Consider the following 18,792-nt stretch of genomic DNA (forward strand, 5'->3'; position numbering starts at 1 on the left):
CCCAGAAAGAACACCAGGCCCTGCCCGACGCAAGCGGGCAGGGCCTTCGTGTCCCAAGTTCTGTTCGTAGGAACGTGCTTATGCGGCTTCGACGAGACCGAGTCTCTGAGCCATCCGTTCTCGAACCATGGGCCACTCCGAGCTCAGGATCGAGTAGTAGGCGGTATCTCGGACCGTATCGTCGGCGCCTCGGCTGTCTGCCCGTCGCACACCGTCAAGGTGCGCGCCGAGAGCCTCGATCGCGGCCCGGGATCGCGTGTTGCGAACGTCTGCTTTGAGAGTGATGCGGTGGACGCCCCAGGTGTCGAAGGCCAGCGAGAGCATCAGGAACTTGCTCTCCCTGTTCACACCTGTGCCCTGCGCCGCAGCGGAGAGCCAGGTGTAGCCGATGTCGGCGACGGAAGGGACTTCGCCCACCGCGCCACGCGTGCCCGGAGGCCAGGGCATGGGGCCCTGCCAGTACTCCAGGTGCATGAGGCGGGTGGCACCGACGACGCGGTCGGTGTGGAGCCACCGGATGGCGAAAGGCATCGTCCGGCCTTCCGCCTGCTCAGCCATAGCGGCCTCCACGTAGGAGACCATCTCTTCCCGCCCATCGGGAACACGAGTGAAGGCATACGTGGAGCGGTCTTCACTCGCCGCGGCGACGAGGTCATCGACCGCCGCGAGGCTGAGAGGTTCCAGGCGCACGAGGCGCCCGGACAGGGTGACAAAAGCGGGCATGAGCACATGATGGGGCTTGCGCGCCCCACGAGATACCAGGACTCACGGGCTATCTTTTGCAGCTTTCTGCAGTGATGCCGTTTCCCCAGGTCAAGGGGCTGATCGTAGGGCTCTGCGATCAGCCTGAGGAGCAAAGTTTGCCAAACCGATGCCTAGCCGTGCACCGGGGTTGGAAGCAGCGTCGCGCGCCGGGATCGCCGGGGCGCTGTCCGCTGCGCCGAGAGGTTGCGCAGACCCGTCGACAGGTGCTCGAGATTGGCCGCGATCCATGGCAGAGAGAGCGGGTCGCAGGAGGTCAGCGCGGTCAGCCGCTCCTCGGGGCTCTCGCCGTACATCAGGCTGGTCGCCACCCTCACCCTGGCCGCCGAGGGGTCGTCCCCGAAGGCCTGTCCCGGGAGTACGGCGATGCCGTGATCGTTGAGCAGCAGCTTGGTCACCTCGACGGAGCCGCCCGCCTGGAGGTAGCCCAGATCCGGGTACAGGTAGAAGCCGCCCTGCGGGAGCGGCACACTGGCCCCGGCCTCCACGAAGGCCGCGTGGACGGCGTGCGCGACCACGCCGTGCAGCCTCCTGCTCCGCACGACGCGCTCGACCAGCTCGGGCGGCTCGGTGAAGGCGTAGGTGGCCGCCTCCTGGACGGGAGCGGCGGGGGCCGACCAGATCTCGCTGGCGATCGCGAGCATCCTGCCGAGCAGGTCCTGGTTCGGCAGCCTGGCCACGCCGATGCGCCAGCCGCCGAGGGCCAGGCTCTTGCTCAGGCCCGTGGTGATCACGGTCCGCTCGGGAGCCAGGTCGGCGGGCGACAGGAACGGCGTCTGCGTGTCGTGGACGAGGTCGCGGTAGATCTCGTCGGAGATGATCGTGAGGTCGAGCTCGCGGGCGACCTCGACCAGGCGGCCGATGGTCTGCGGCGTCGCGAGCCGTCCCGTGGGGTTGTCGGGCAGTGTCACGAGCACGGAGCGGACGGTCCTGCCCTGGGAGCGGGCGTGCAGCACGGCGGAGGCGACGCGATCGGGGTCGGGCGCCCCTCCCTCGCCGGGGGGCGCAGGAACCATGATCGGCCTGGATCCGACCAGGTCGGCCTGTGCGGCGTAGCTGACCCAGCTCGGCATGGTCAGCACGACGTCCCCGCCGATGGCCAGCAGCAGGCCGTACAGCAGTGACTTGCTGCCTGGCCCGCACACGACCAGGTCGGGTTCGGTGACGAGTCCCCTTCGAGTCCAGTAACCCGCCGCCGCCTTGCGCAACTCCGCGGCCCCCGCCACCGGCCCGTAGCCGTTCAGGTCGGAGGCGGCGACGAGCTTGTGGCGCAGCGCCGGGTGGACGGGCAGACCGGCCTCACCGAAGGCCAGGTGCAGCACGCGTTCCCCGGCGCGTCGTCTTCGCTCGATGTCTTCGTTGGCCGCCAAGGTGGCGGACAGTGTCACGCTCATGTTTGTCACGTTCCCAGCCTGGTTGTATGAAGGCATCAGCACAAGCGAGGCTTTTCATGGGTAGGCATAAGGAAGTCCGATGCTCGATCTTCGCCGTCTCATCTTGATCTGCGAGTTCTCCCGCAGGGGGAGCATCGCCGGGGTCGCCGAGTCACTCGGCTACAGCCCTTCGGCGGTCTCGCAGCAACTGGCCGCGCTCGAACGCGAGACCGGCACCGCGCTGCTCGACCGCACCGCGCGCAGCGCCGAACTGACCGACGCGGGGCGCAGGCTCGTCGCCCACGCCGAGCGGATCCTCACGATGGTGGAGGAGGCGGAGTCCGACCTGTCGGCGCAGGCGGGCACCCCCACCGGACGGGTCGTGCTGACCGCCTTCCCGACGGCCGCCGTGGCCTTCGCGCCCGCGCTCGCCCGCTCGCTGCGCCGCCACACCGGGCTGACGCTGAGGCTCGGGCAGTCCCGCTCGGGCAGGGGCATGCGCGAGGTGCAGTCGGGCGAGGTGGACATCGCCCTCGTCGACGACTGGTACGGCAGGGCGCGCGACAGCGACTCCCTGAGGGTCTTCCCGCTGCTGCACGACCCCCTCGTCCTCGTCGTGCCGCGCAAGCACCGGCTCGCCGCCGCCGACGTGCCCATCGACCTGCGCGAACTGCGCGACGAGCCATGGATGGCCACGCCCGACGGCGAGCCGTCCCGACTGGCCGTCGACAGGCTCTTCGCCGACGTCGGCGGCGCCAGGCCCACCCCATGGGAGTTCGAGGGCCTCGGGACGATCCTCTCCCTGGTGGCCAAGGGCATCGGCATCGCCGCCGTGCCCGCGCTGGCGCTGGCGGCGGGCGTGCGCGGCATCGCCGTCAGGGAGTTCCCCGGCTCTCCCGTCGGACGCGACGTGAACGCCGTCGCCAGGGGCTCCAGCGTCCACCGCCCGTCGGTGTCGGTGACGCTGCGCGCCATCCACGTGGCCGCCCGCCTCCTCGCCGCCGATCTGGAGCCCGTACGGCTGGCGCACCGGTAGCCTTCGGTGCCGTGGCTCCCACGTACTCCATCGAGACGCTCCTGTCAGGACCGCGAGGGAAGATCGTCGCGGGCATCGACGAGGTCGGCCGCGGCGCATGGGCGGGCCCTGTCACCGTCTGCGCCGTCGTGACCGACCTGTCTCCGCCACCGGCCGGCCTGACCGACTCCAAGCAGCTGTCCGCCGCCCGCAGGGCCGCCCTGGTGCCGCTGCTGGAATCGTGGGCGCATGGCATCGGCTACGGCGAGGCGTCCCACACCGAGATCGACACGGTGGGGATGACCGAGGCGCTGCGCCGAGCCGCTCATCGGGCCCTGGAGGCGCTGCCTGTGCGTCCTGACGTGGTGATCCTGGACGGCTCGCACGACTACATCGGCTCGCCGTGGCCGGTCCGCCTGGAGGTGAAGGGGGACCAGGCGTCGATCTCGGTGGCGGCGGCCTCGGTGCTGGCCAAGGAGCGACGCGACGCGTACATGGGGACGATCGGGTGCGAGGAGTACGGGTTCGGCGAGAACGCGGGGTATCCGTCGCCCGTGCACCAGGGCGCCTTGGCGACGCACGGGCCCACGGCGCACCATCGGCTGTCGTGGTCGTACCTGGACGACCTCCCGCAGTGGCGCCACCTCAAGATCCACCGAGACGCGGCGGTCGGCGAGGGCCAGATCTCCCTCTTCGGCTAGTTGGGACAGACCAGCTCGACGGTGGAGAAGTAGGTCCTGCAGCGCTGGACGTCGCGTGTGAGAAGTCGGTAGGACTCCACGGCCGCATGTGCGCCGATGTAGAAGTCGGGAAGAGGCGAACTCTTGATGAATGACGACGCTGCCCTCCGTCTTGGCTTGGGCGATAGCGTCGTCGGACCAGTATGCCCAGGTCGGATCCTCCATGAGGACGTCAAGAAGGACACAGGTATCTATCAGCGTCACTGGACGGGGTGACACTGAGGCGAGATGGGGTCGTCTACTCGCCACGGAGAAGCTCCATCAGTTGATCGGTGCTCATCCGCCTCGTGGCTTTTCGTCGCATGTGTCGCGTGAGCCGCTTTCCGCGGGATTCGGCGCCCTCCCTTCGGACGATCTGCAAGGAGTCGCCGACCTCCACCACATCGACCTCGTCTCCTTCATGAAGATCGTATTTCTCCCTGAGCGACGCAGGAATGGTGACCTGTCCCTTGCTGTTGATCCGCATACTGCGATCACTGATTCTCGTGTTCATGTGTCACGTGGAATACCTCCAACCATGCCCTGTCCCGACCTTCAAGAATCGGTCAGTATCGGTGAGGTGCGGGTCGGGATATTTCTGATCGCTGCCCAGTTTCCGGGCATGCGCCCAGGTCAGGTGCTGCGGGACACGGTCGAGGCGGTCGTGGCGGCAGAGGAGGCGGGGTTCGACGACGCGTGGATCGCCGAGCACCACTTCATGTCCTACGGCGTGTGCCCCTCGGCGATCACGATGGCCGCGGTGGCGCTCGGGCGGACCTCGCGCGTCCACCTCGGGACGGCCGTGAGCGTGCTGTCCACGCAGCATCCTGTGGCGCTGGCCGAGCAGGCGGCGATGCTGCACCACCTGTCGGGCGGACGGTTCACCCTGGGCGTCGGCAGGGGCGGCCCGTGGGTGGATCTGGAGGTGTTCGGCACCGGGCTGCCGAGGTTCGAGCGGGGGTTCGCCGAGTCCCTGGACGTGCTGTGCGCGGCGCTGGGCCGCGACCGGGTCTCGGCGGAGGGGGAGTTCTTCGCCTTCCGCGAGGTGCCGATGGTCCCGTCGGCGCGGATGACTCCCGTGGTGGCGTGCACGTCGCAGGAGACGACCCGGCTGGCGGCCGAACGCGGCCTGCCGATGCTGCTCGGCATGCATATCAACGACGAGGAGAAGGCGGCCGCCGTCGCCTCCTACGAGGCGATCCGCCGCTCAACGCTCTCGGGCGGCCTGGGCGAAGGCGACGGCGTCGCGCACGTGGCCGCGGCCGTGGGGTTCGTGGGGGACAGCACCGCGCGGGCCGTACAGGAGCTTCGCGAGGCGATGCCGCGGTGGCTCGAGCCCGGGTTGGCCGGATACGTGCCGGTGGACGGCAGGGCGCGGCCGGTGCGGGACGTCGGAAAGTACGTGGAGTTCCTGACGGAGGTGCATCCGGTCGGCGACGCCGATCACTGCGTCGCGGCGATCGAGAGGACCAGGCAGGTCACCGGGATCGAGCATCTCGTCCTGATGGTCGAGGGCGCGGGAGACACGGCCCGCACCCTCGAGAACATCAGGCGCCTGGGCGCCGAGGTGCTACCGAGGCTCAGCAGTCGACGAGCTCGGGACTCTGGTTGAGTATCTGCGCCCTCGGAGTGACGAACTCGCGCAGGGCCTCGGTGGCGGCCGGGTCGAACACCGCGACCCTGTGGCAGTTCTGGAAGGCGAGCCGTACCCCGAAGTGACGTTCGAGGGCGCCGCGCATCGAGTCGCTCGCCAGGCAGCGAAGGAGCTGGCCGCGGGCCTCCTCGTCGGGCGGCGGGGTGTGGTTGTCGGTGAACTCGGCTCCTGAGTGCTCACGCTGCTTGACCAGCTCGCTGATCATCGACCAGGCGTAGGGCAGGGAGTCGCGGACGCAGGCGACGAAGGCTGCGTCGTCCACGTGTCCGGCCTTGGCCTGTTCGAGTAGATCGTTCGGAACGGTCAGCGACATGCTGTCTCCTCTCAAAGGGAACTACTTGACGCTAGGTGGGGAGTCGGGAGTGCTCCAGATGGCTTAAGGGCGACAGTCGAGTGACGCGGGGCCGTACACGAAGCCGGGATCGATCTGCTCGGACAGGTCGAGCCCCGTGCGCTCGTTGGCCCAGGCGCGGGCGTTGCGCAGGTGGAACTCCGCCGCCTGGTGGCCGAAGCGAACCCAGTCCTTCTCGCGCGCGTCGACCGCCTTGACCAGCACCGACAGCGCCTCGGCGTTGGTGGGCTCCAGGTCGTCGAGGGTGAAGGGGCGGCCCTGCTCCATGGCGCGGACCGCCGTGGAGTGCTCCATCCAGGTCAGCAGGTCGTCGCCGACGTGCTCGCGCAGGAACTCCACGTCGTCGGGTCCGTGCACCTTGTTGCCGACCACCGCGATGGGCACGTCGTAGTCGGCGGCGTACTCGCGGTACTGCCGGTAGACGCTCACGCCCTGCCTGGTCGGCTCGGCGACCAGGAACGTCAGGTCGAACCTGGTGAACAGGCCGGAGGCGAAGGAGTCGGCACCGGCGGTCATGTCCACGACCACGTACTCGCCGTGCACGTCGACCAGGTGGTTGAGCAGCAGCTCCACCGCGCCGACCTTGGAGTGGTAGCAGGCCACACCGAGGTCGTCCTCGCTGAAGGGCCCGGTGGCCATGAGGCGCGGCCCCTCGGGGGTCCGCACGGTGTACGGCAGGTCGTCGAAGCGGAGGATGCGGGAGCCGCGTCCCGGCGGAGTCGTCTTGACCATCGCCTCGGCGCTCGCGATCAGGGGGTTGGAGCCGCGCAGCAGCTCCTTGATCTCCGTGAGGTGCGCGCCGAGCGGCTCGGGCGCCTCCTCAAGGCCGAGCACCAGCGCCAGGTGCTGGTTGATGTCGGCGTCGACGGCGACCACGGGGTCGCCCAGACTCGCCACGTATCTCGCGAACAATGCGGACACCGTGGTCTTGCCGCTGCCGCCCTTGCCAACGAACGCCACTCTCACGTCGACGATCCCATCTGAGTATGAAAACCGTTTCCGATTGAGCATGACACAGCGGAGCGGGGGAGGCCGCCCGGATGCCGAAGGATTTTGCCGAACCAGCGAAGAACCCACGGCGGCCCCTGGCGCTGATCCGGCCGTCTCGAGTGAGTCACCGAGGCGGGCGGGCGGGCTTCCGGCGGGCGGTCTCTGGGCGGCGGTCCTCGGAGGTGGGCAGTTCCCGGTGGACGGGAGGACTGTCCCGCGTGCGGGTCATGCCCAGCGAGTCGTCCTCAGCTAGTCATCCTCAGCGTCCGGTCCCCCGCGAGCCGTCTCCCGCGAGCTGTCTGCCGGGGGGCCGTCTGCCGGGGGCCCGTCTGCTGGCGGTCGTCTGCTGGTGGGTCGTCTCTTGTGGGTTGTCTGGGTGGGTCGGCTCCGGAGGTTGGTCGGCTTCTAGGCGAGTAGTCCGAAGTCCGGGAACCGTGTTTCGCTGAGCGTCGACTTCAGATCAGCCGCCGTGGATGACATCGAATTCACCGCGGGTGATCGCCAGGACTCGCACCGGCTGCCCGTGGGAAGGGACTACCGTCTCCCGTTCTTGGCGCATGCCCAGCTTCGTCATCACGCGGGCGGACGCGTGGTGATCGACGTGGCAGATGCTGATGATCCGATCAAGGCCCGCCTCGGTGAATCCGAAGCGCAGTGCCTCTCTGGCTGCCTCGGTGGCAATACCCCGGCCCCAGAATCGCCGTCCCAGCCTCCAGCCGATCTCCACAGCCGGCAGCACCTCGGGCAGGAAGCCGGGGATCGTCAACCCGACCCAACCGGCCAGTTCCCCGGTCTCACGCGGCTCCACGGCGAATATCCCGAAGCCACGCTCGTCCCACCCTCGCTCCATGAACGCGAGCGCGGCCGCGGTCTGCTCCCTGGTGCGAACGGAGCCATCACCGATGAAGCGCATGACCTCCGGATCTCCGTCGATCGCGGCCAGTGGTTCCAAATCCTCCTCCCGCCAGCGACGCAGCACCAGCCGCTCAGTTTCCAACCTCATCGCCGATCGATCTCCCTCAGTCGGGCTGCCTTCGGGCATCCGGCCCCCAGACACAGCGAAGGCGCCCAAGATCCGTTTGTGGCGACAGACCTGGACACCTTCTTGATCGCACTATATGTGGGGATCGACAACCAGATCGATGGAAGTCGGCGGATGCGGCCGGGCTCCGGCGAACGGCTGAGTCTGATGGCTAGGGGGTGGCGCGGGAGGTGACGATCTGGGCGAAGGTGATCTCGGTGAGCAGGCGTTCCTCGTGTTCGCGTAGCGCGGTCCACAGCTCGGCGAGCGGCTGCGCCACCCCCGGGTAGTCGCCGTGCTCGTGCCGTCCCTCGATCAGCAGGATCACCTCCGCCAGCGTGATCTCGTCGGCGGGCCTGGCGAGCCAGTACCCGCCGTCGGGTCCGCGCTGGCTGCGGATGAGTCCCGCTCTGCGTAGTTGGAGCAGGATGTTGTCGAGGAACTTGCGGGGGATGCCCTGCATGGTGGCGATCCGCTCGGCAGGGACAGGCCCTGGTGGCGCCGCGGCCAGCTCGGTCAGCGCCCGCAACGCGTACTGGGTTCGCGCGGACAGGTGCATCAGCCTGCCCGCAGGCCCCAGCGGCGGCGCAGGGCGTTGTCGCCGGTCTCGAAGAGCAGGTCGATGACGATGCCGAGCACCAGGACGACGATCATCGTGGCCAGGAGGCCCGCCGAGTCGGCCAGTTCCCTGGCGTAGTGGAGCTGTTCGCCGAGCGAGGGCTGGTTGGCGATGATGACCACGATCTCGCCCGCCATCAGCGACCGCCAGGCGAAGGCCCAGCCCTGCTTGAGCCCTGCGAGGAACGACGGCAGGGACGCGGGCAGGATCACGTGCAGGTAGAGCTGGAGCCTGCGGAAGCCGAGCACGTGTCCCGCGCGCAGGAGGAGCGGCGGGGTGTAGTCGACGCCGGTGATGAGGCCGTTGGCGATGGAGGGTGCGGCTCCGAGGATCACCACGAAGATGATGGCGCTCTCGCTCAGCTTGAACAGCAGGATCGCCAGGGGGAACCAGGCGATCGACGGCATGGTCTGCAGGCCGGTGATGAGCGAGCCGAAGGCGGCGCGCAGCACCTTGACCCTGGAGACGAGCGCGCCGACGATCAGCCCGATCAGGACGGCGGCGGCGAAGCCGGTGACCGCGCGGCGCATGGTGACCCCGACGGCCTGCCAGAACTCGGCGGTGCCGAGGCGCTCGTACAGGACAGGGAAGACCTCCGTGGGGCCGGCGAAGACCCAGGGCTCCCAGAACCCGGCCCAGACCACGCCCTGCCAGATGGCCAGCACGATGCCGACGGCGAGGGTGATCGGCCACAGCCTGGCCCAGAGGCGGGTGACGAGGTGGCGGCGTCGCTTCTCCTGGATCTCGAGGGCGTCGAGACCGGCCAGCTGGGCCGCGTGCGTGTCGGTGCTCACGAGCGCGCTCCTCCGTTCCGCGCCGAGGCGGCCTCCGCCGGATGGTTCCGCGCCGAGGCGGCCTCCGTCGGATGGTTCGGCGCCGAGGCGGTCCCTTCCGCGTGGTTCTGTGCCGAGGCCGTCCCCGCCGAAGCCGTCTCCGCCGGAGGCGTGGCTGTCTGTTCGGCGGAAGGCTGTGGGGAGGGTTCGGCGGGGCGGGCGGCGGAGGTCCGGCCTGAGGTCTCCGCGTGGCGGGCGACCTCCTGCTTGAGCTGGTCGGTGATGCGGGCGGCCAGCGTCGCCACCTCCGCCGAGTCCGTACGGCGAGGCCGCGCCAACCGCACGGGGAACTCCTCGACGACCTTGCCGGGCCTGCTGCTCAGCAGGACGACCCGGTCGCCCAGCCGTACGGCCTCGCGGACGTTGTGGGTGACGAACAGGACCGACAGCTCCCGCTCGCGCCAGATCCGCTCCAGCTCGTCGTGCAGCAGGTCGCGGGTCATGGCGTCGAGCGCGCCGAACGGCTCGTCCATGAGCAGCACGTCGGCGTCCTGGGCCAGCGAGCGGGCCAGAGCGACGCGCTGGCGCATGCCGCCGGACAGCTCGTGTGGACGCTTCTTGCCGAAGCCGCCCAGGTGGACCATCTCCAGGAACTCCTCCGCCCTGGCGCGTCGCTCGCGCCTGGGCAGCTCCCTCATCGCCATCTCGACGTTGGCCGCGACGGTGAGCCAGGGGAACAGCGCGGGCTCCTGGAACATCATCGCGACCCTGCGGCCCGTCGTGGTGATCTGTCCCGCCGTGGGCTCGTCGAGCCCGGCGACGAGCGAGAGCAGCGTGCTCTTGCCGCAGCCGGAGGCGCCCAGGAGGCAGACGAACTCACCGGGGGCGACGCTCAGCCCGACCCTGTCGAGCGCGAGCAGGTCGCCGTAGCGCTTGGAGACTGCATCGAGTCGTACCGCGACCTGGCGGTCCACCTGGACGGTCATATCACTTGTCCTTGATCGACTGCTGGCCCCTGGCGGCAAGGACCTCGTTGAGGATCTTCAGGTCGTAGATGCCGTTGAGGTCGACGGGCTTGAGCAGCCCGACCTTCACGGCATGGTCCGCGCTGCCGGTGAGCGAGGAGGCGATCGGGTCGTTGGTGAAGGTGATGTTCTTGAACGCGCTGGCCAGCACCTCGGGCTTGAGCGGCTTGCCGGTCAGCTTCTGGACGGAGGCGTTGACGACCTTGGCCGCGGCGTCGGGATCGGCGTTGATCTCCTGGGTGGACTGCACGTGCGCCTCGACGAGCTTCTTGAGCAGGTCCGGGTTGGCCTTGGCCCACTCCTGGCGGACGATCAGGTGGGTGATCACGAACTGCTTGCCCGGCCAGAGCTCGCGCTCGTCCTGAAGGATCTTGCCCTTGCTCTCGAGGACCAGGCGGCTGGCGAACGGCTCGGGCACCCACGCGCCGTCGATGTCGCCGGTGGCGAAGGTCTGCAGCGTCTGGGAGTTCTCCTGCGGGACGATGCTGACCTCGCCGCCGCCCTTGGTGTCGGTCTTGATGCCCTTCTCCAGCAGCCAGTGCCGCAGGGCCACGTCCTGGGTGTTGCCGAGCTGCGGCGTGGCGATCTTCTTGCCCTTGAGATCCTCGACGGAGTTGATCTCCGGCTTGACGACGAGGAAGACGCCGCCTGAAGCGGCGCCCGCGACGATGTTGATCGCTTTGCCCTTGGACTTCTCCCAGGCGTTGATGGCCGGGTTCGGGCCGATGTAGGTGGCGTCGACCGCGCCGGAGAAGACCGCCTCGATGGCGGCGGGTCCCGCGTTAAACGTGCTGGTCGTCACGGGGACGCCGAGCGACTTGGCGTACAGGTCCTTCTCGATGCCGTAGAGCGCAGTGGCGTGCGTGATGTTGGGGAAGTAGCCCAGGCGCACCTGCCTGTTCTCGGCCGCGGGTGCGCTGGGGGAGGACCCGCAGGCAGCCGCGAGCGTGGTCACAGCCAGTACGGCGACGGCGGCGGCAAGCCTCTTCATCACTACTCCCTATTTCCTACTTAATAAGTCGGCTATGTGTACATCAAAACCCCTTGGATCCATCTCGTCAAGTCCGCATTAGGGTGACTGGTCATGGACCGTCAGCTGATCAGCCACCTCGCACACGCCGACCACCAGATCGCCGCGCCGATCTCGGAGGCCCACCTCGACCGGCTGCTGCGCCGGGCCAGGCTGCCCGAGGGCGCGCGCGTCCTCGACCTGGGCTGCGGTGAGGGTTTCTGGCTCGTCAGGCTGCTGGAGATGTACGGCGACGCCACCGGCGACGGCGTCGACATCTCCCAGCCCGCCCTCGACGCCGCGCGGGCCGCCGCCACCGCGAAGGGCGTGGCCGACAGGCTCGGGCTGCACCTGGTGTCCGCGGCGGGCTTCAGCCCGGCTGAACCGTACGACCTGGTGCTCTGCGTGGGCTCCACGCACGCCTTCGACGGGCTGACGCCGACGCTGGAGCAGATCAGGAAGTTCCTCAAGCCTGGCGGGCTCGCGCTGGTCGGAGAGGGGTTCTACGAGAAGGAGCCGAGCGAGGAGCTGCGCGCCGAGATCGGCGACTACGAGGACCTGGCCCGCACCCTGGCCAGGGCCGAGGCCTCAGGCTTCCGCACCGTGTACGCCCACACCAGCGAGCTGGGCGAGTGGGACGAGTACGAGTGGTCGTGGACGGGCTCGCTGCTGCGCTGGGCGTCGGCGAACCCGGGTCCCGACGGGGAGCAGGCCAGGGCCGCGGCGCTGGAGCACCGCGAGATGTGGCTGAACGGCTACAGGGGCGTGCTCGGCTTCGTCACGCTGTTGCTAGCCGCAGACCTGGTCGAGTGAGATCGGCCCCTGCGGGCTGGGGGTCGCACTGGGGGTCGAGCCGGGGGTCGAGCTGGGCTTGGCCGTGGCCGGCTTCGGGGCGGTCGGCCTGTTCTCCAGCGCGTCGGCCACCTTGTCCCTGATCAGGTTCCAGTCGGGGTCGGCGGTGCTGATCAGGGGCGGCACGAACTGCAGGCTCCTGATGTGGGTGCCCTTGACCTTCTGGCCGAGGTCGACCAGGGCGGGCAGCAGGTCCTGAGGGATGTCGGTGGAGATCGCCCGCTTGGTGGCGGTGGCGAGACGCTCGAAGCTGTTGAGCAGCGTCACCGGGTCGGCCTGCTGGGCCACCGCGTTGAGCAGGCACTTCTGGCGGCCCATGCGGACGTAGTCGTCGCTGTTGGTGCGCGAGCGGCCGTACCAGAGCGCCTCCGCGCCCGACAGTTTGCGGGTGCCCGCGGGCAGGAGGCCCTCGTTGTACTTGCCGTAGACGATGGGCTCGTTGATGGTGATCTTCACACCGCCCATGGCGTCGATCATCTCGGCGAAGCCGGCCATGTCGACCATGGCGTAGTAGCGCACGGGGATGCCGAGGATGTCGCTGACGGTCTCCTTGAGCAGGGTGGAGCCGCGATGGCCGGCCCGCACGCCCGGCACCATCTCGGGGTGGTCCTCGGCGTACTGGTAGACCTCGTTGAGCAGGCCGGGGGTCTGGGGGCCCTCGCCGGTGAACCCGTAGGGGAAGCGCTCGCGGGCGGGGCCCTTGGGCAGCTGGACCTGCTCCAGGTTGCGCGGCAGGCTGAACAGCGTGGTCGCGCCCGTGGCGGTGTCGACGCTGGCCACCGTCATGCTGTCGGTCCTGACGCCGACCCTGTTCGCGGCCGCGTCGGCGCCGACCAGCAGGATGTTGACGCGAGCGGCGCCGTTCCACGGGTCCATGGCGACCACGGGCGTCGTGCTGGTGGCGGAGAAGACGCTGCTCACCACGTCATGCGAGACGTACGCCAGGCGGGTGGCCCAGGCGCTCGGCGCGATGATCAGCAGGCAGAGCAGCCCGGCGGTGGCGGCGGCTGCGCTGCGGCCCGCGGCGGCCGGCCTGACCAGCCAGAAGGACCAGAGGATCACCACCGACCAGATGACGGCGATCGAGGCGATGGCGATGGTGAGCCCCATGAGCCACGAGGGCCTGACGGCCAGCGAGAGCAGCTGACCCCTGAACGCCGTGGCCAGCGTGATGATGAACGCGACCACCACGAGGTAGAGGGTCATGAGCGCGAAACCGGTGCGCTGCCGTCCCGTGGCGATGTGCGCCACCCCCCACAAAACGGCAGAGCCGATCGTCAGACCGATGCTCTCGCCTGTACGGAAGTCACGCTCTTCACCAACCATCCACATCCATCACAGGTTAGTAACGGTTTTGGGATGATTGTGCCAAGCTAAGCCTCGCGGCTCGGCAAAATCCCGCATACCTCACCAGGACGCGGCGCCCTCGAACGCGGTGGGCGTGGGGTCGTAGCCGAGATCTCTCCTCGCTCTGGTGATGTCGAGAGTGCGCTCGACGGCCAGATGCCCGACGGCGTACCTGGTCAGACGGGGTGGGCGCCCAGTGATCACGGCGGCGGTCTCGGCGAGTGCGGCCATGCGCATGGCCAGGCCCTGGGCGAGGTAGACGGGTTCGGCATCGATGCCCCGCTCGCGCAGGACGGCGCGCAGGGCGGAGTCCAGGGTGACGGGCTCGCTGTCGGTCACGTTGTAGACGCCGGGAGGGCCGGTCGTGGCCAGCAGGCAGGCCCGCACGAGGTTGTCCACCGAGGTGAGGCTGAGCCTGGTCGCGCCGCTGCCCACCGCGAGGAGCCTGCCCGCCCTGACCGAGCGCAGCAGGCGGGGGAGCAGGGTGGTGTCGCCGCTGCCGTAGATCGCGTGCGGGCGCAGGATCACCGCATCGCCCCTGACGGCGTGCTCGGCGCCGGCCTTGGCGGCGCCGTAGGCGTTGGCGTACCGCCTGACGGGGGCCTCGGACTCGGCGGCCATCACCGTGGGACGGAAGGGGTCGTAGACGCTGGCCGTACTCACGTGGACGAAACGGGCGCCGGGGAAGGCGGCCACGGCGTTGCGGGTGCCGGTGACGTTGGCCTGCCAGATCTCCGCGGGCGGGCCCCAGTCGGTCACGCTGCCCGCGCAGTGGATCACCGCGTCGACCCGCTCACCCGGCGGCTCGCCGTGGACCAGGTCCCACGAGGCGTACGGCACGCCGCCCAGATCGGCGTGCGGCCTCCTGCCGAAGGCGAGCACCTCCCAGCCCCTCGCCGCCGCGGCCCTGCACACGTGGCCGCCCACGAAGCCGGAGGCGCCGGTGACCGCGACCCTCATCGGGCCACCCGCGTCCTGATCGCCGCCCTGTCGAGCTTGTCGCTGCGGCCCTTGCGGGGCAGTTCGGGCAGCGTCACGATCCGGTCGGGCAGCGCGGCGGCGTCCACGAGGCCGGGCAGGGCCCTGCGCAGCGCCCTCTCGTCGTAGCCCGCCGTCGTGGTCAGGGCGAGGACGACCTCCTCGTCACCCGTCTCCTGATCGGCGAGCCCGACGATGGCCGCCTCGCTCACGCCGGGAAGAGCGGCGATGGCGGGCTCGTACAGGCCCGGGTAGATGTTCACGCCGTCCCTCAGGATCATGTCCTTCTTCCTGCCGAGCAGGACGAGGCGGCCCCGGTCGTCGAGCCTGACGAGGTCGCCGGTGGGCAGCTCGGTGAGGGGGTCGTGCCCGAGGTAGCCGTGGGCGAGGTGCGGGCCGCTGACGAAGAGCTCGCCGTCGCCCGCGACCCGGACGCCCACCCCCGGCAGGGGCGCGCCGAGCAGGTCCCCCTCGGTGGTGGCGAGCTTGTCCTCCGCCGTGGCGATCGCGATGGGCAGCGCCTCGGTCATCGCGTATACCGACAGCACCCTGGCCGAGGGCGCCGCCGCCATGGCCTTCCTCAGGACGGCGGGCGGCGCGGGGGCGGCGCCGAGAAGCAGGCAGCGCAGGGTGTCAGGAAGAGAGGGCGTCCGTGAGAGGAGTTCGTGCAGTTTCACGGGGACCGAGAACGCGTGCGTGGCCTCCCTCGCGGCAAGCTCCTGTGCGTAGTCGCCGCGCCCCCGCATGGACCACGTGGCGCCCGCGATCAGCGCGGGAAGGCCGAGGATGAACTGGTCGGTGTGCACGATGTCCTCGGGACCGAGCGAGACGGCCTCGGTGAACAGCCGCAGCCCCTCCGACAGCGACCGCCTGGTGTGCACGACGCCCTTGGGCTGCTCGGTGGTGCCCGAGGTGAAGGCCACCACGGCCGGGTGGTCGTGGACCAGGGGAACGGCCTGGACGGCGGGCAGCCCCTCGAGCCGTAGCGCGCCCGCGGGCACACCCGGCAGCCACCTGCCCGTGTAGAGGTGGCGGGCGTGCGGGAACGGGTCGCGCAGGTTCGGCAGCACGAGCCCCCTGCGCCTGGCGGGGCCCTTCAGCGGGCCGCTGAGCAGGTAGAGGAGCGACTCGCTGAGCACCCAGCGCGGCCTGGTCAGCGCCATGCGCCCGGCGAGGACCTCGGGGGCGAGCCCTGGGTCGGCCAGTACGAGGGTCCCTCCGGCCGCCACCGCGCCGAGCGCCATGGCGACGGCGTCGGGGCCTGGGCGGACGGCGAAGAGCGCTCCGAATCCCTCCTCGCCCTGGGTCCCGGACGCGAGGGTGTGGGCGACGGTGAGGACGCGCTCGCGCAGCGCCCCGTACGAGACGGGTTCTCCGCCAGGGGAGATGAGGGCGGTTCTGGAGGGGGTGGCCGAGGCCACGTCCAGAACGCCGCTGACGATGTCGATCATGCGGCTCGGATCCAGAGGTGTTCGTAGGTGGGGATGAGGACGCCTCGGGCCGCGCGCCGTCCGACGATGCGCAGATCGTGCAGGAGCAGGGCGGAGGCGACGGCGCGGATCTCGGCGAGCGCTAGAGGGTAGCCCAGGCAGAAGTGCGCCCCCGCGCCGAACCACAGCCTGCGCAGCTCGGGCGGGTGCCGGCGGGACGGGTCGAAGGGGCCGTAGGCGCGGGCGCAGTTGTGGGTGGCGATGAGCACGCGGTCGCCTGGCCGTACGGGTGCGCCTCCGACGTGGGCGGGCTCGGCGACCGAGCGGAGCATCACCGGGGTGGGGGTGGTCACCCGCATGGCCTCCTCGATGGCGAGATCGAGGTCGATCCCTCTCCCCGCTCCGTGGTCGTGGAGGAGGGCGATGAGGCGGGGGACGAAGGTGGCGACCGTCTCGGTGCCGGTGAGGAAGAAGGCGCCCGCAGCGCCCCTGGCCTCGGCCTCGGACAGGCCGAGCGCGCGCATGCGGCCCATGACCGTGGACGGGTCCTCGGCGCGGTAGGCGGCGGAGGCGATGTCGCCGATGCCGTCCAGGACCTCGCGGGCGACCGCGACCTGGCGGGGGTTGAGCCGCCTCGTGCGGAGCGAGACCATCGAGGCCACGCGCTCCCCTTCGGCGAACAGGGCGAGGGCGCGCTCGGCCGAGATCTCGCCCAGCCCGATCACCCTGCAGATCACCGCCCCCGCCATCAGCCGCATGTGGTGGACGAGGTCGACGCTCTCGCCGCGCTCCAGCCGTGCGGACAGCTCCTTCAGCGGCTGGGCGAGCACGTCGGCCACCAGGACGGAGACCGACGAAGGCGTGAACAGCGGGGCGAGCTTGGCGCGCAGCGTGGCGTGCGCGGCGCCCTCCATGTTGAGCAGCACGGAGGGGCCGAGCACGGGTGTCCAGAGGTCGCCGGGCGAGCCGGGGCCGTCCTTGCGGAAGCGGGGATCCATGAGCACGCGGCGGGCGACGGCGGCGTCGTTGACGACCACGCCGACGCCCGGCACGCGCACGACGGGACCGAGGCGCGCCATGAGGCGGATCAGCGGGTAGGCGAAGGGATGGGCCGCCAGGTAGAGCCTGGTCTCCTCGGTCATCGGATGTCGATCACCTCGGGGCTGTAGTGGTGGTCGATGTACCAGGCGAGCGTGCGGACCAGGCCGTAGGCGCGCAGGCGGCGCACCGAGCCGAACACCACCACGTCGCGGCGGGAGCCGTACGCGCCGGTGAGCCTGCGCACCCTGTTGACGAGCACGCGGTCCTCGTGCGCCTCCTCGATCGCGGTGCGGGGGAAGCCTCCTGCCCGCTCGTAGAGGTCCGCGGTGATGGCGAGGGTGGCCCCGGGCATCATGACGTACGGCCCGCGGTACTCGGGCGAGCGGTTGCCGGGCCTCGCCTTGCCGAAGAACGCGGCGATCTCCACCACGGCGGGGATGAGGCGGCGTTCCCACAGCTTCAGCGGGAACTCGTCGGTCCTCGCGCGCAGCTTGCCGCCGACGAGTTCGAGCCCGTCGGCGAAGGCGCGGCGGATGTTGGCGGTCCAGTCGGCGCGCGGCAGGCAGTCGGCGTCGGTCCTGGCCAGGTGGGTGGCGCCGTTGGCGATCGCGTGGCGCATGCCGGTGTCGGCCGCGGCGCCCGTGCCCTTGCGCGGTTCGTGGATCACCTCGACGCCGAAGCCCCTGGCGATCTCGGCGGTGCCGTCGGTGCTGGCGTTGTCCACGACGACCACGGTGAAGTCACGGTCGCGCTGCTCCTCCAGGGCGCGCAGCGTCGCCCCGATGCCCGCCGCCTCGTTGTAGGCGGGGACGACGACCCAGAGCTTCATCTACATCTCCGCCAGCATGACGCCCATGCTGATGCCGCCGCCGAGGCCGAGCATCGCCACCCTGTCGCCCGGCGCCCAGCCGCCGAGCTGGAGCTGCAGCGGGAGCGTCGCCGACGCGCAGTTGCCGTGCCGGGGCAGGGTGACGACCAGCCGGTCCTCGGGGATGTCCAGCGTGTCGGCGAGGAAACGCAGGTACGGCAGCGCCACCTGGTGGACCGCCACGACCGCGAAGTCGTCCCACGTCAGGCCGGTGCGCTTGAGGGCGTTGAGGAAGAGGTCGGGCCCCACCTTCTCGAACGCCTCCTTCAGGCGGCGGCCGTCGCCGCGGAAGTAGGAGTACTCGGGGTCGCGCGGGTGCGCGGAACCGCCTCCTGGGAGGGTGCCGATCGCCCATGCCGTGCTCTGCGCCGAGAAATCGCGGTAGAAGATGCCGCGCCTGCGGTCGGCCGCGACCAGCACCGCCGCGCCCGCGTCGGACAGGGTGTAACCAGCGAAGGAGTCCACGAACTGCTCGCGGTCCCTGACCTGCCACCTGATCGCCCTGGACGGCACCTCGCCGGTGCACACCAGCACCCTGCGATGAGCGCCCATCCGGATCAGCGCCTCGGCCACCTGGAGCCCGTTGAGCAGGCTGTTGCAGGCGTTCTTCACGTCGAACACCGGGCACGACAGGCCCAGCTTGGCAGCCACGATGTGGGCGGTGGCGGGCTCGACCATGTCCTGCGAGGCCGAGGCGAAGATGAGCAGGTCGACGTCGTGGTCGAGCCGCCTCGCGGCCTCGGCGGCCAGGTCGGAGGCCTGCTGGTCGTCGGCGGCCACGTGACGGGCGGCGATGCCCGTCAGGCGCTCGATGAGCCCTCTGGGCGCCCTGAAGCCCTCGATCAGCTCCTCGACCTCCGCGCTGGTCCGCGTATGGCCGGGGAGATATGTCGCTATGTCCACAATGCGCGCCTTCACACGGAGCACGGTAGCCACCCGGGCTTGCAGAACGGTTACCGGGCCG

General features: G+C 70.1%; 19 protein-coding genes and 1 pseudogene. 4 read left to right on the plus strand and 16 right to left on the minus strand.

The genetic code is table 11. The features are described 5' to 3' along the window. Positions 1–78: 78 nt before the first annotated feature. Together ABFX55_RS37350 and ABFX55_RS37355 are read right to left on the minus strand one after the other, a co-directional pair. A complete protein-coding gene (locus tag ABFX55_RS37350; protein ID WP_183653411.1) occupies positions 79–723 on the minus strand; it encodes a GNAT family N-acetyltransferase in 645 nt (214 codons plus the stop codon). Between the two features lie 152 nt (positions 724–875). After that, complete coding sequence (locus ABFX55_RS37355; protein WP_346127707.1) at positions 876–2,156, minus strand: pyridoxal phosphate-dependent aminotransferase; 1,281 nt, start codon at positions 2,154–2,156, stop codon at positions 876–878. Positions 2,157–2,235: 79 nt separating this feature from the next. Between ABFX55_RS37355 and ABFX55_RS37360 the strand changes: the two genes are divergently transcribed. Further along, positions 2,236–3,171, plus strand: coding sequence for a LysR family transcriptional regulator (locus ABFX55_RS37360; RefSeq protein WP_346127709.1), 936 nt, complete (start codon positions 2,236–2,238; stop codon positions 3,169–3,171). An 11-nt stretch (positions 3,172–3,182) separates the two neighbouring features. Then, positions 3,183–3,851 carry a ribonuclease HII gene (locus ABFX55_RS37365; protein WP_346127711.1) on the plus strand — a complete coding sequence of 223 codons (669 nt, stop codon included), beginning with the start codon at positions 3,183–3,185 and terminating at the stop codon, positions 3,849–3,851. 277 nt (positions 3,852–4,128) lie between these two features. Here ABFX55_RS37365 and ABFX55_RS37370 read toward each other — a convergent pair whose 3' ends face one another. After that, a complete protein-coding gene (locus ABFX55_RS37370) occupies positions 4,129–4,356 on the minus strand; it encodes an AbrB/MazE/SpoVT family DNA-binding domain-containing protein (protein WP_346127712.1) in 228 nt (75 codons plus the stop codon). A gap of 51 nt (positions 4,357–4,407) precedes the next feature. Here ABFX55_RS37370 and ABFX55_RS37375 point away from each other — a divergent pair, with 51 nt between their 5' ends. Beyond that, positions 4,408–5,481 (plus strand): LLM class flavin-dependent oxidoreductase, encoded by a 1,074-nt coding sequence (locus tag ABFX55_RS37375; RefSeq protein ID WP_346127713.1) that lies wholly within the window; start codon positions 4,408–4,410, stop codon positions 5,479–5,481. Here ABFX55_RS37375 and ABFX55_RS37380 read toward each other — a convergent pair. The 7 genes and pseudogenes from ABFX55_RS37380 to ABFX55_RS37410 form a co-directional block, all read right to left on the minus strand. Then, positions 5,450–5,836 (minus strand): SCO5389 family protein, encoded by a 387-nt coding sequence (locus tag ABFX55_RS37380; protein WP_183653426.1) that lies wholly within the window; start codon positions 5,834–5,836, stop codon positions 5,450–5,452. The genes ABFX55_RS37375 and ABFX55_RS37380 overlap by 32 nt on opposite strands. Positions 5,837–5,899: 63 nt before the next feature. Then, complete coding sequence (locus ABFX55_RS37385) at positions 5,900–6,841, minus strand: ATP-binding protein (protein ID WP_346127714.1); 942 nt, start codon at positions 6,839–6,841, stop codon at positions 5,900–5,902. 484 nt (positions 6,842–7,325) lie between these two features. Further along, a complete protein-coding gene (locus ABFX55_RS37390) occupies positions 7,326–7,868 on the minus strand; it encodes a GNAT family N-acetyltransferase (RefSeq protein WP_346127715.1) in 543 nt (180 codons plus the stop codon). 190 nt (positions 7,869–8,058) lie between these two features. Then, a complete protein-coding gene (locus tag ABFX55_RS37395) occupies positions 8,059–8,445 on the minus strand; it encodes an RrF2 family transcriptional regulator (protein WP_346127716.1) in 387 nt (128 codons plus the stop codon). Then, positions 8,445–9,299 carry an ABC transporter permease gene (locus tag ABFX55_RS37400; protein ID WP_346127718.1) on the minus strand — a complete coding sequence of 285 codons (855 nt, stop codon included), beginning with the start codon at positions 9,297–9,299 and terminating at the stop codon, positions 8,445–8,447. The genes ABFX55_RS37395 and ABFX55_RS37400 overlap by 1 nt, the downstream gene beginning before the upstream one ends. Before the next feature lie 224 nt (positions 9,300–9,523). Then, a pseudogene (locus tag ABFX55_RS37405) lies at positions 9,524–10,264 on the minus strand (ABC transporter ATP-binding protein); the annotation flags it as partial. A gap of 1 nt (position 10,265) precedes the next feature. Further along, positions 10,266–11,294, minus strand: a complete 1,029-nt coding sequence (locus tag ABFX55_RS37410; RefSeq protein WP_346127719.1) for an ABC transporter substrate-binding protein — start codon at positions 11,292–11,294, stop codon at positions 10,266–10,268. Between the two features lie 93 nt (positions 11,295–11,387). On the opposite strand from ABFX55_RS37410, the gene ABFX55_RS37415 reads away from it, so the two are divergent. Continuing rightward, a complete protein-coding gene (locus ABFX55_RS37415) occupies positions 11,388–12,125 on the plus strand; it encodes an SAM-dependent methyltransferase (protein ID WP_346127721.1) in 738 nt (245 codons plus the stop codon). Here ABFX55_RS37415 and ABFX55_RS37420 read toward each other — a convergent pair. From ABFX55_RS37420 to ABFX55_RS37445, 6 genes are all read right to left on the minus strand, one after another. Then, on the minus strand, positions 12,102–13,496 hold the full coding sequence (locus ABFX55_RS37420) for an LCP family protein (protein WP_346127723.1): 1,395 nt from the start codon (positions 13,494–13,496) through the stop codon (positions 12,102–12,104). The two genes, ABFX55_RS37415 and ABFX55_RS37420, sit on opposite strands and share 24 nt — an antisense overlap. Before the next feature lie 75 nt (positions 13,497–13,571). Next, positions 13,572–14,471 (minus strand): NAD-dependent epimerase/dehydratase family protein, encoded by a 900-nt coding sequence (locus ABFX55_RS37425; RefSeq protein ID WP_346127724.1) that lies wholly within the window; start codon positions 14,469–14,471, stop codon positions 13,572–13,574. After that, positions 14,468–15,940, minus strand: coding sequence for a class I adenylate-forming enzyme family protein (locus ABFX55_RS37430; RefSeq protein ID WP_346127726.1), 1,473 nt, complete (start codon positions 15,938–15,940; stop codon positions 14,468–14,470). The genes ABFX55_RS37425 and ABFX55_RS37430 overlap by 4 nt, the downstream gene beginning before the upstream one ends. Continuing rightward, entirely contained in the window at positions 15,937–17,061 is a 1,125-nt protein-coding gene (locus ABFX55_RS37435) for a cytochrome P450 (protein ID WP_346127728.1), read from the minus strand. The genes ABFX55_RS37430 and ABFX55_RS37435 overlap by 4 nt, the downstream gene beginning before the upstream one ends. Continuing rightward, complete coding sequence (locus ABFX55_RS37440) at positions 17,058–17,789, minus strand: glycosyltransferase (RefSeq protein WP_183653456.1); 732 nt, start codon at positions 17,787–17,789, stop codon at positions 17,058–17,060. Before ABFX55_RS37440 ends, ABFX55_RS37435 begins: the two co-directional genes overlap by 4 nt. After that, on the minus strand, positions 17,790–18,746 hold the full coding sequence (locus ABFX55_RS37445; protein WP_346127730.1) for a 3-oxoacyl-ACP synthase III family protein: 957 nt from the start codon (positions 18,744–18,746) through the stop codon (positions 17,790–17,792). Positions 18,747–18,792: the final 46 nt, after the last annotated feature.

Origin of the sequence: Nonomuraea roseola (assembly GCF_039535395.1) — a bacterium.
Classification (GTDB): domain Bacteria; phylum Actinomycetota; class Actinomycetes; order Streptosporangiales; family Streptosporangiaceae; genus Nonomuraea; species Nonomuraea roseola.

Excerpts from the sequence above, each read along its gene's own strand:
- ABFX55_RS37350 (WP_183653411.1), bottom strand. The coding sequence starts at position 723 with ATGCCCGCTTTTGTCACCCTGTCCGGGCGCCTCGTGCGCCTGGAACCT.
- ABFX55_RS37355 (WP_346127707.1), bottom strand. The coding sequence starts at position 2,156 with ATGAGCGTGACACTGTCCGCCACCTTGGCGGCCAACGAAGACATCGAG.
- ABFX55_RS37360 (WP_346127709.1), top strand. The coding sequence starts at position 2,236 with ATGCTCGATCTTCGCCGTCTCATCTTGATCTGCGAGTTCTCCCGCAGG.
- ABFX55_RS37370 (WP_346127712.1), bottom strand. The coding sequence starts at position 4,356 with ATGCGGATCAACAGCAAGGGACAGGTCACCATTCCTGCGTCGCTCAGG.
- ABFX55_RS37375 (WP_346127713.1), top strand. The coding sequence starts at position 4,408 with ATGCCCTGTCCCGACCTTCAAGAATCGGTCAGTATCGGTGAGGTGCGG.
- ABFX55_RS37380 (WP_183653426.1), bottom strand. The coding sequence starts at position 5,836 with ATGTCGCTGACCGTTCCGAACGATCTACTCGAACAGGCCAAGGCCGGA.
- ABFX55_RS37390 (WP_346127715.1), bottom strand. The coding sequence starts at position 7,868 with ATGAGGTTGGAAACTGAGCGGCTGGTGCTGCGTCGCTGGCGGGAGGAG.
- ABFX55_RS37395 (WP_346127716.1), bottom strand. The coding sequence starts at position 8,445 with ATGCACCTGTCCGCGCGAACCCAGTACGCGTTGCGGGCGCTGACCGAG.
- ABFX55_RS37410 (WP_346127719.1), bottom strand. The coding sequence starts at position 11,294 with ATGAAGAGGCTTGCCGCCGCCGTCGCCGTACTGGCTGTGACCACGCTC.
- ABFX55_RS37415 (WP_346127721.1), top strand. The coding sequence starts at position 11,388 with ATGGACCGTCAGCTGATCAGCCACCTCGCACACGCCGACCACCAGATC.
- ABFX55_RS37420 (WP_346127723.1), bottom strand. The coding sequence starts at position 13,496 with ATGTGGATGGTTGGTGAAGAGCGTGACTTCCGTACAGGCGAGAGCATC.
- ABFX55_RS37425 (WP_346127724.1), bottom strand. The coding sequence starts at position 14,471 with ATGAGGGTCGCGGTCACCGGCGCCTCCGGCTTCGTGGGCGGCCACGTG.
- ABFX55_RS37430 (WP_346127726.1), bottom strand. The coding sequence starts at position 15,940 with ATGATCGACATCGTCAGCGGCGTTCTGGACGTGGCCTCGGCCACCCCC.
- ABFX55_RS37435 (WP_346127728.1), bottom strand. The coding sequence starts at position 17,061 with ATGACCGAGGAGACCAGGCTCTACCTGGCGGCCCATCCCTTCGCCTAC.
- ABFX55_RS37440 (WP_183653456.1), bottom strand. The coding sequence starts at position 17,789 with ATGAAGCTCTGGGTCGTCGTCCCCGCCTACAACGAGGCGGCGGGCATC.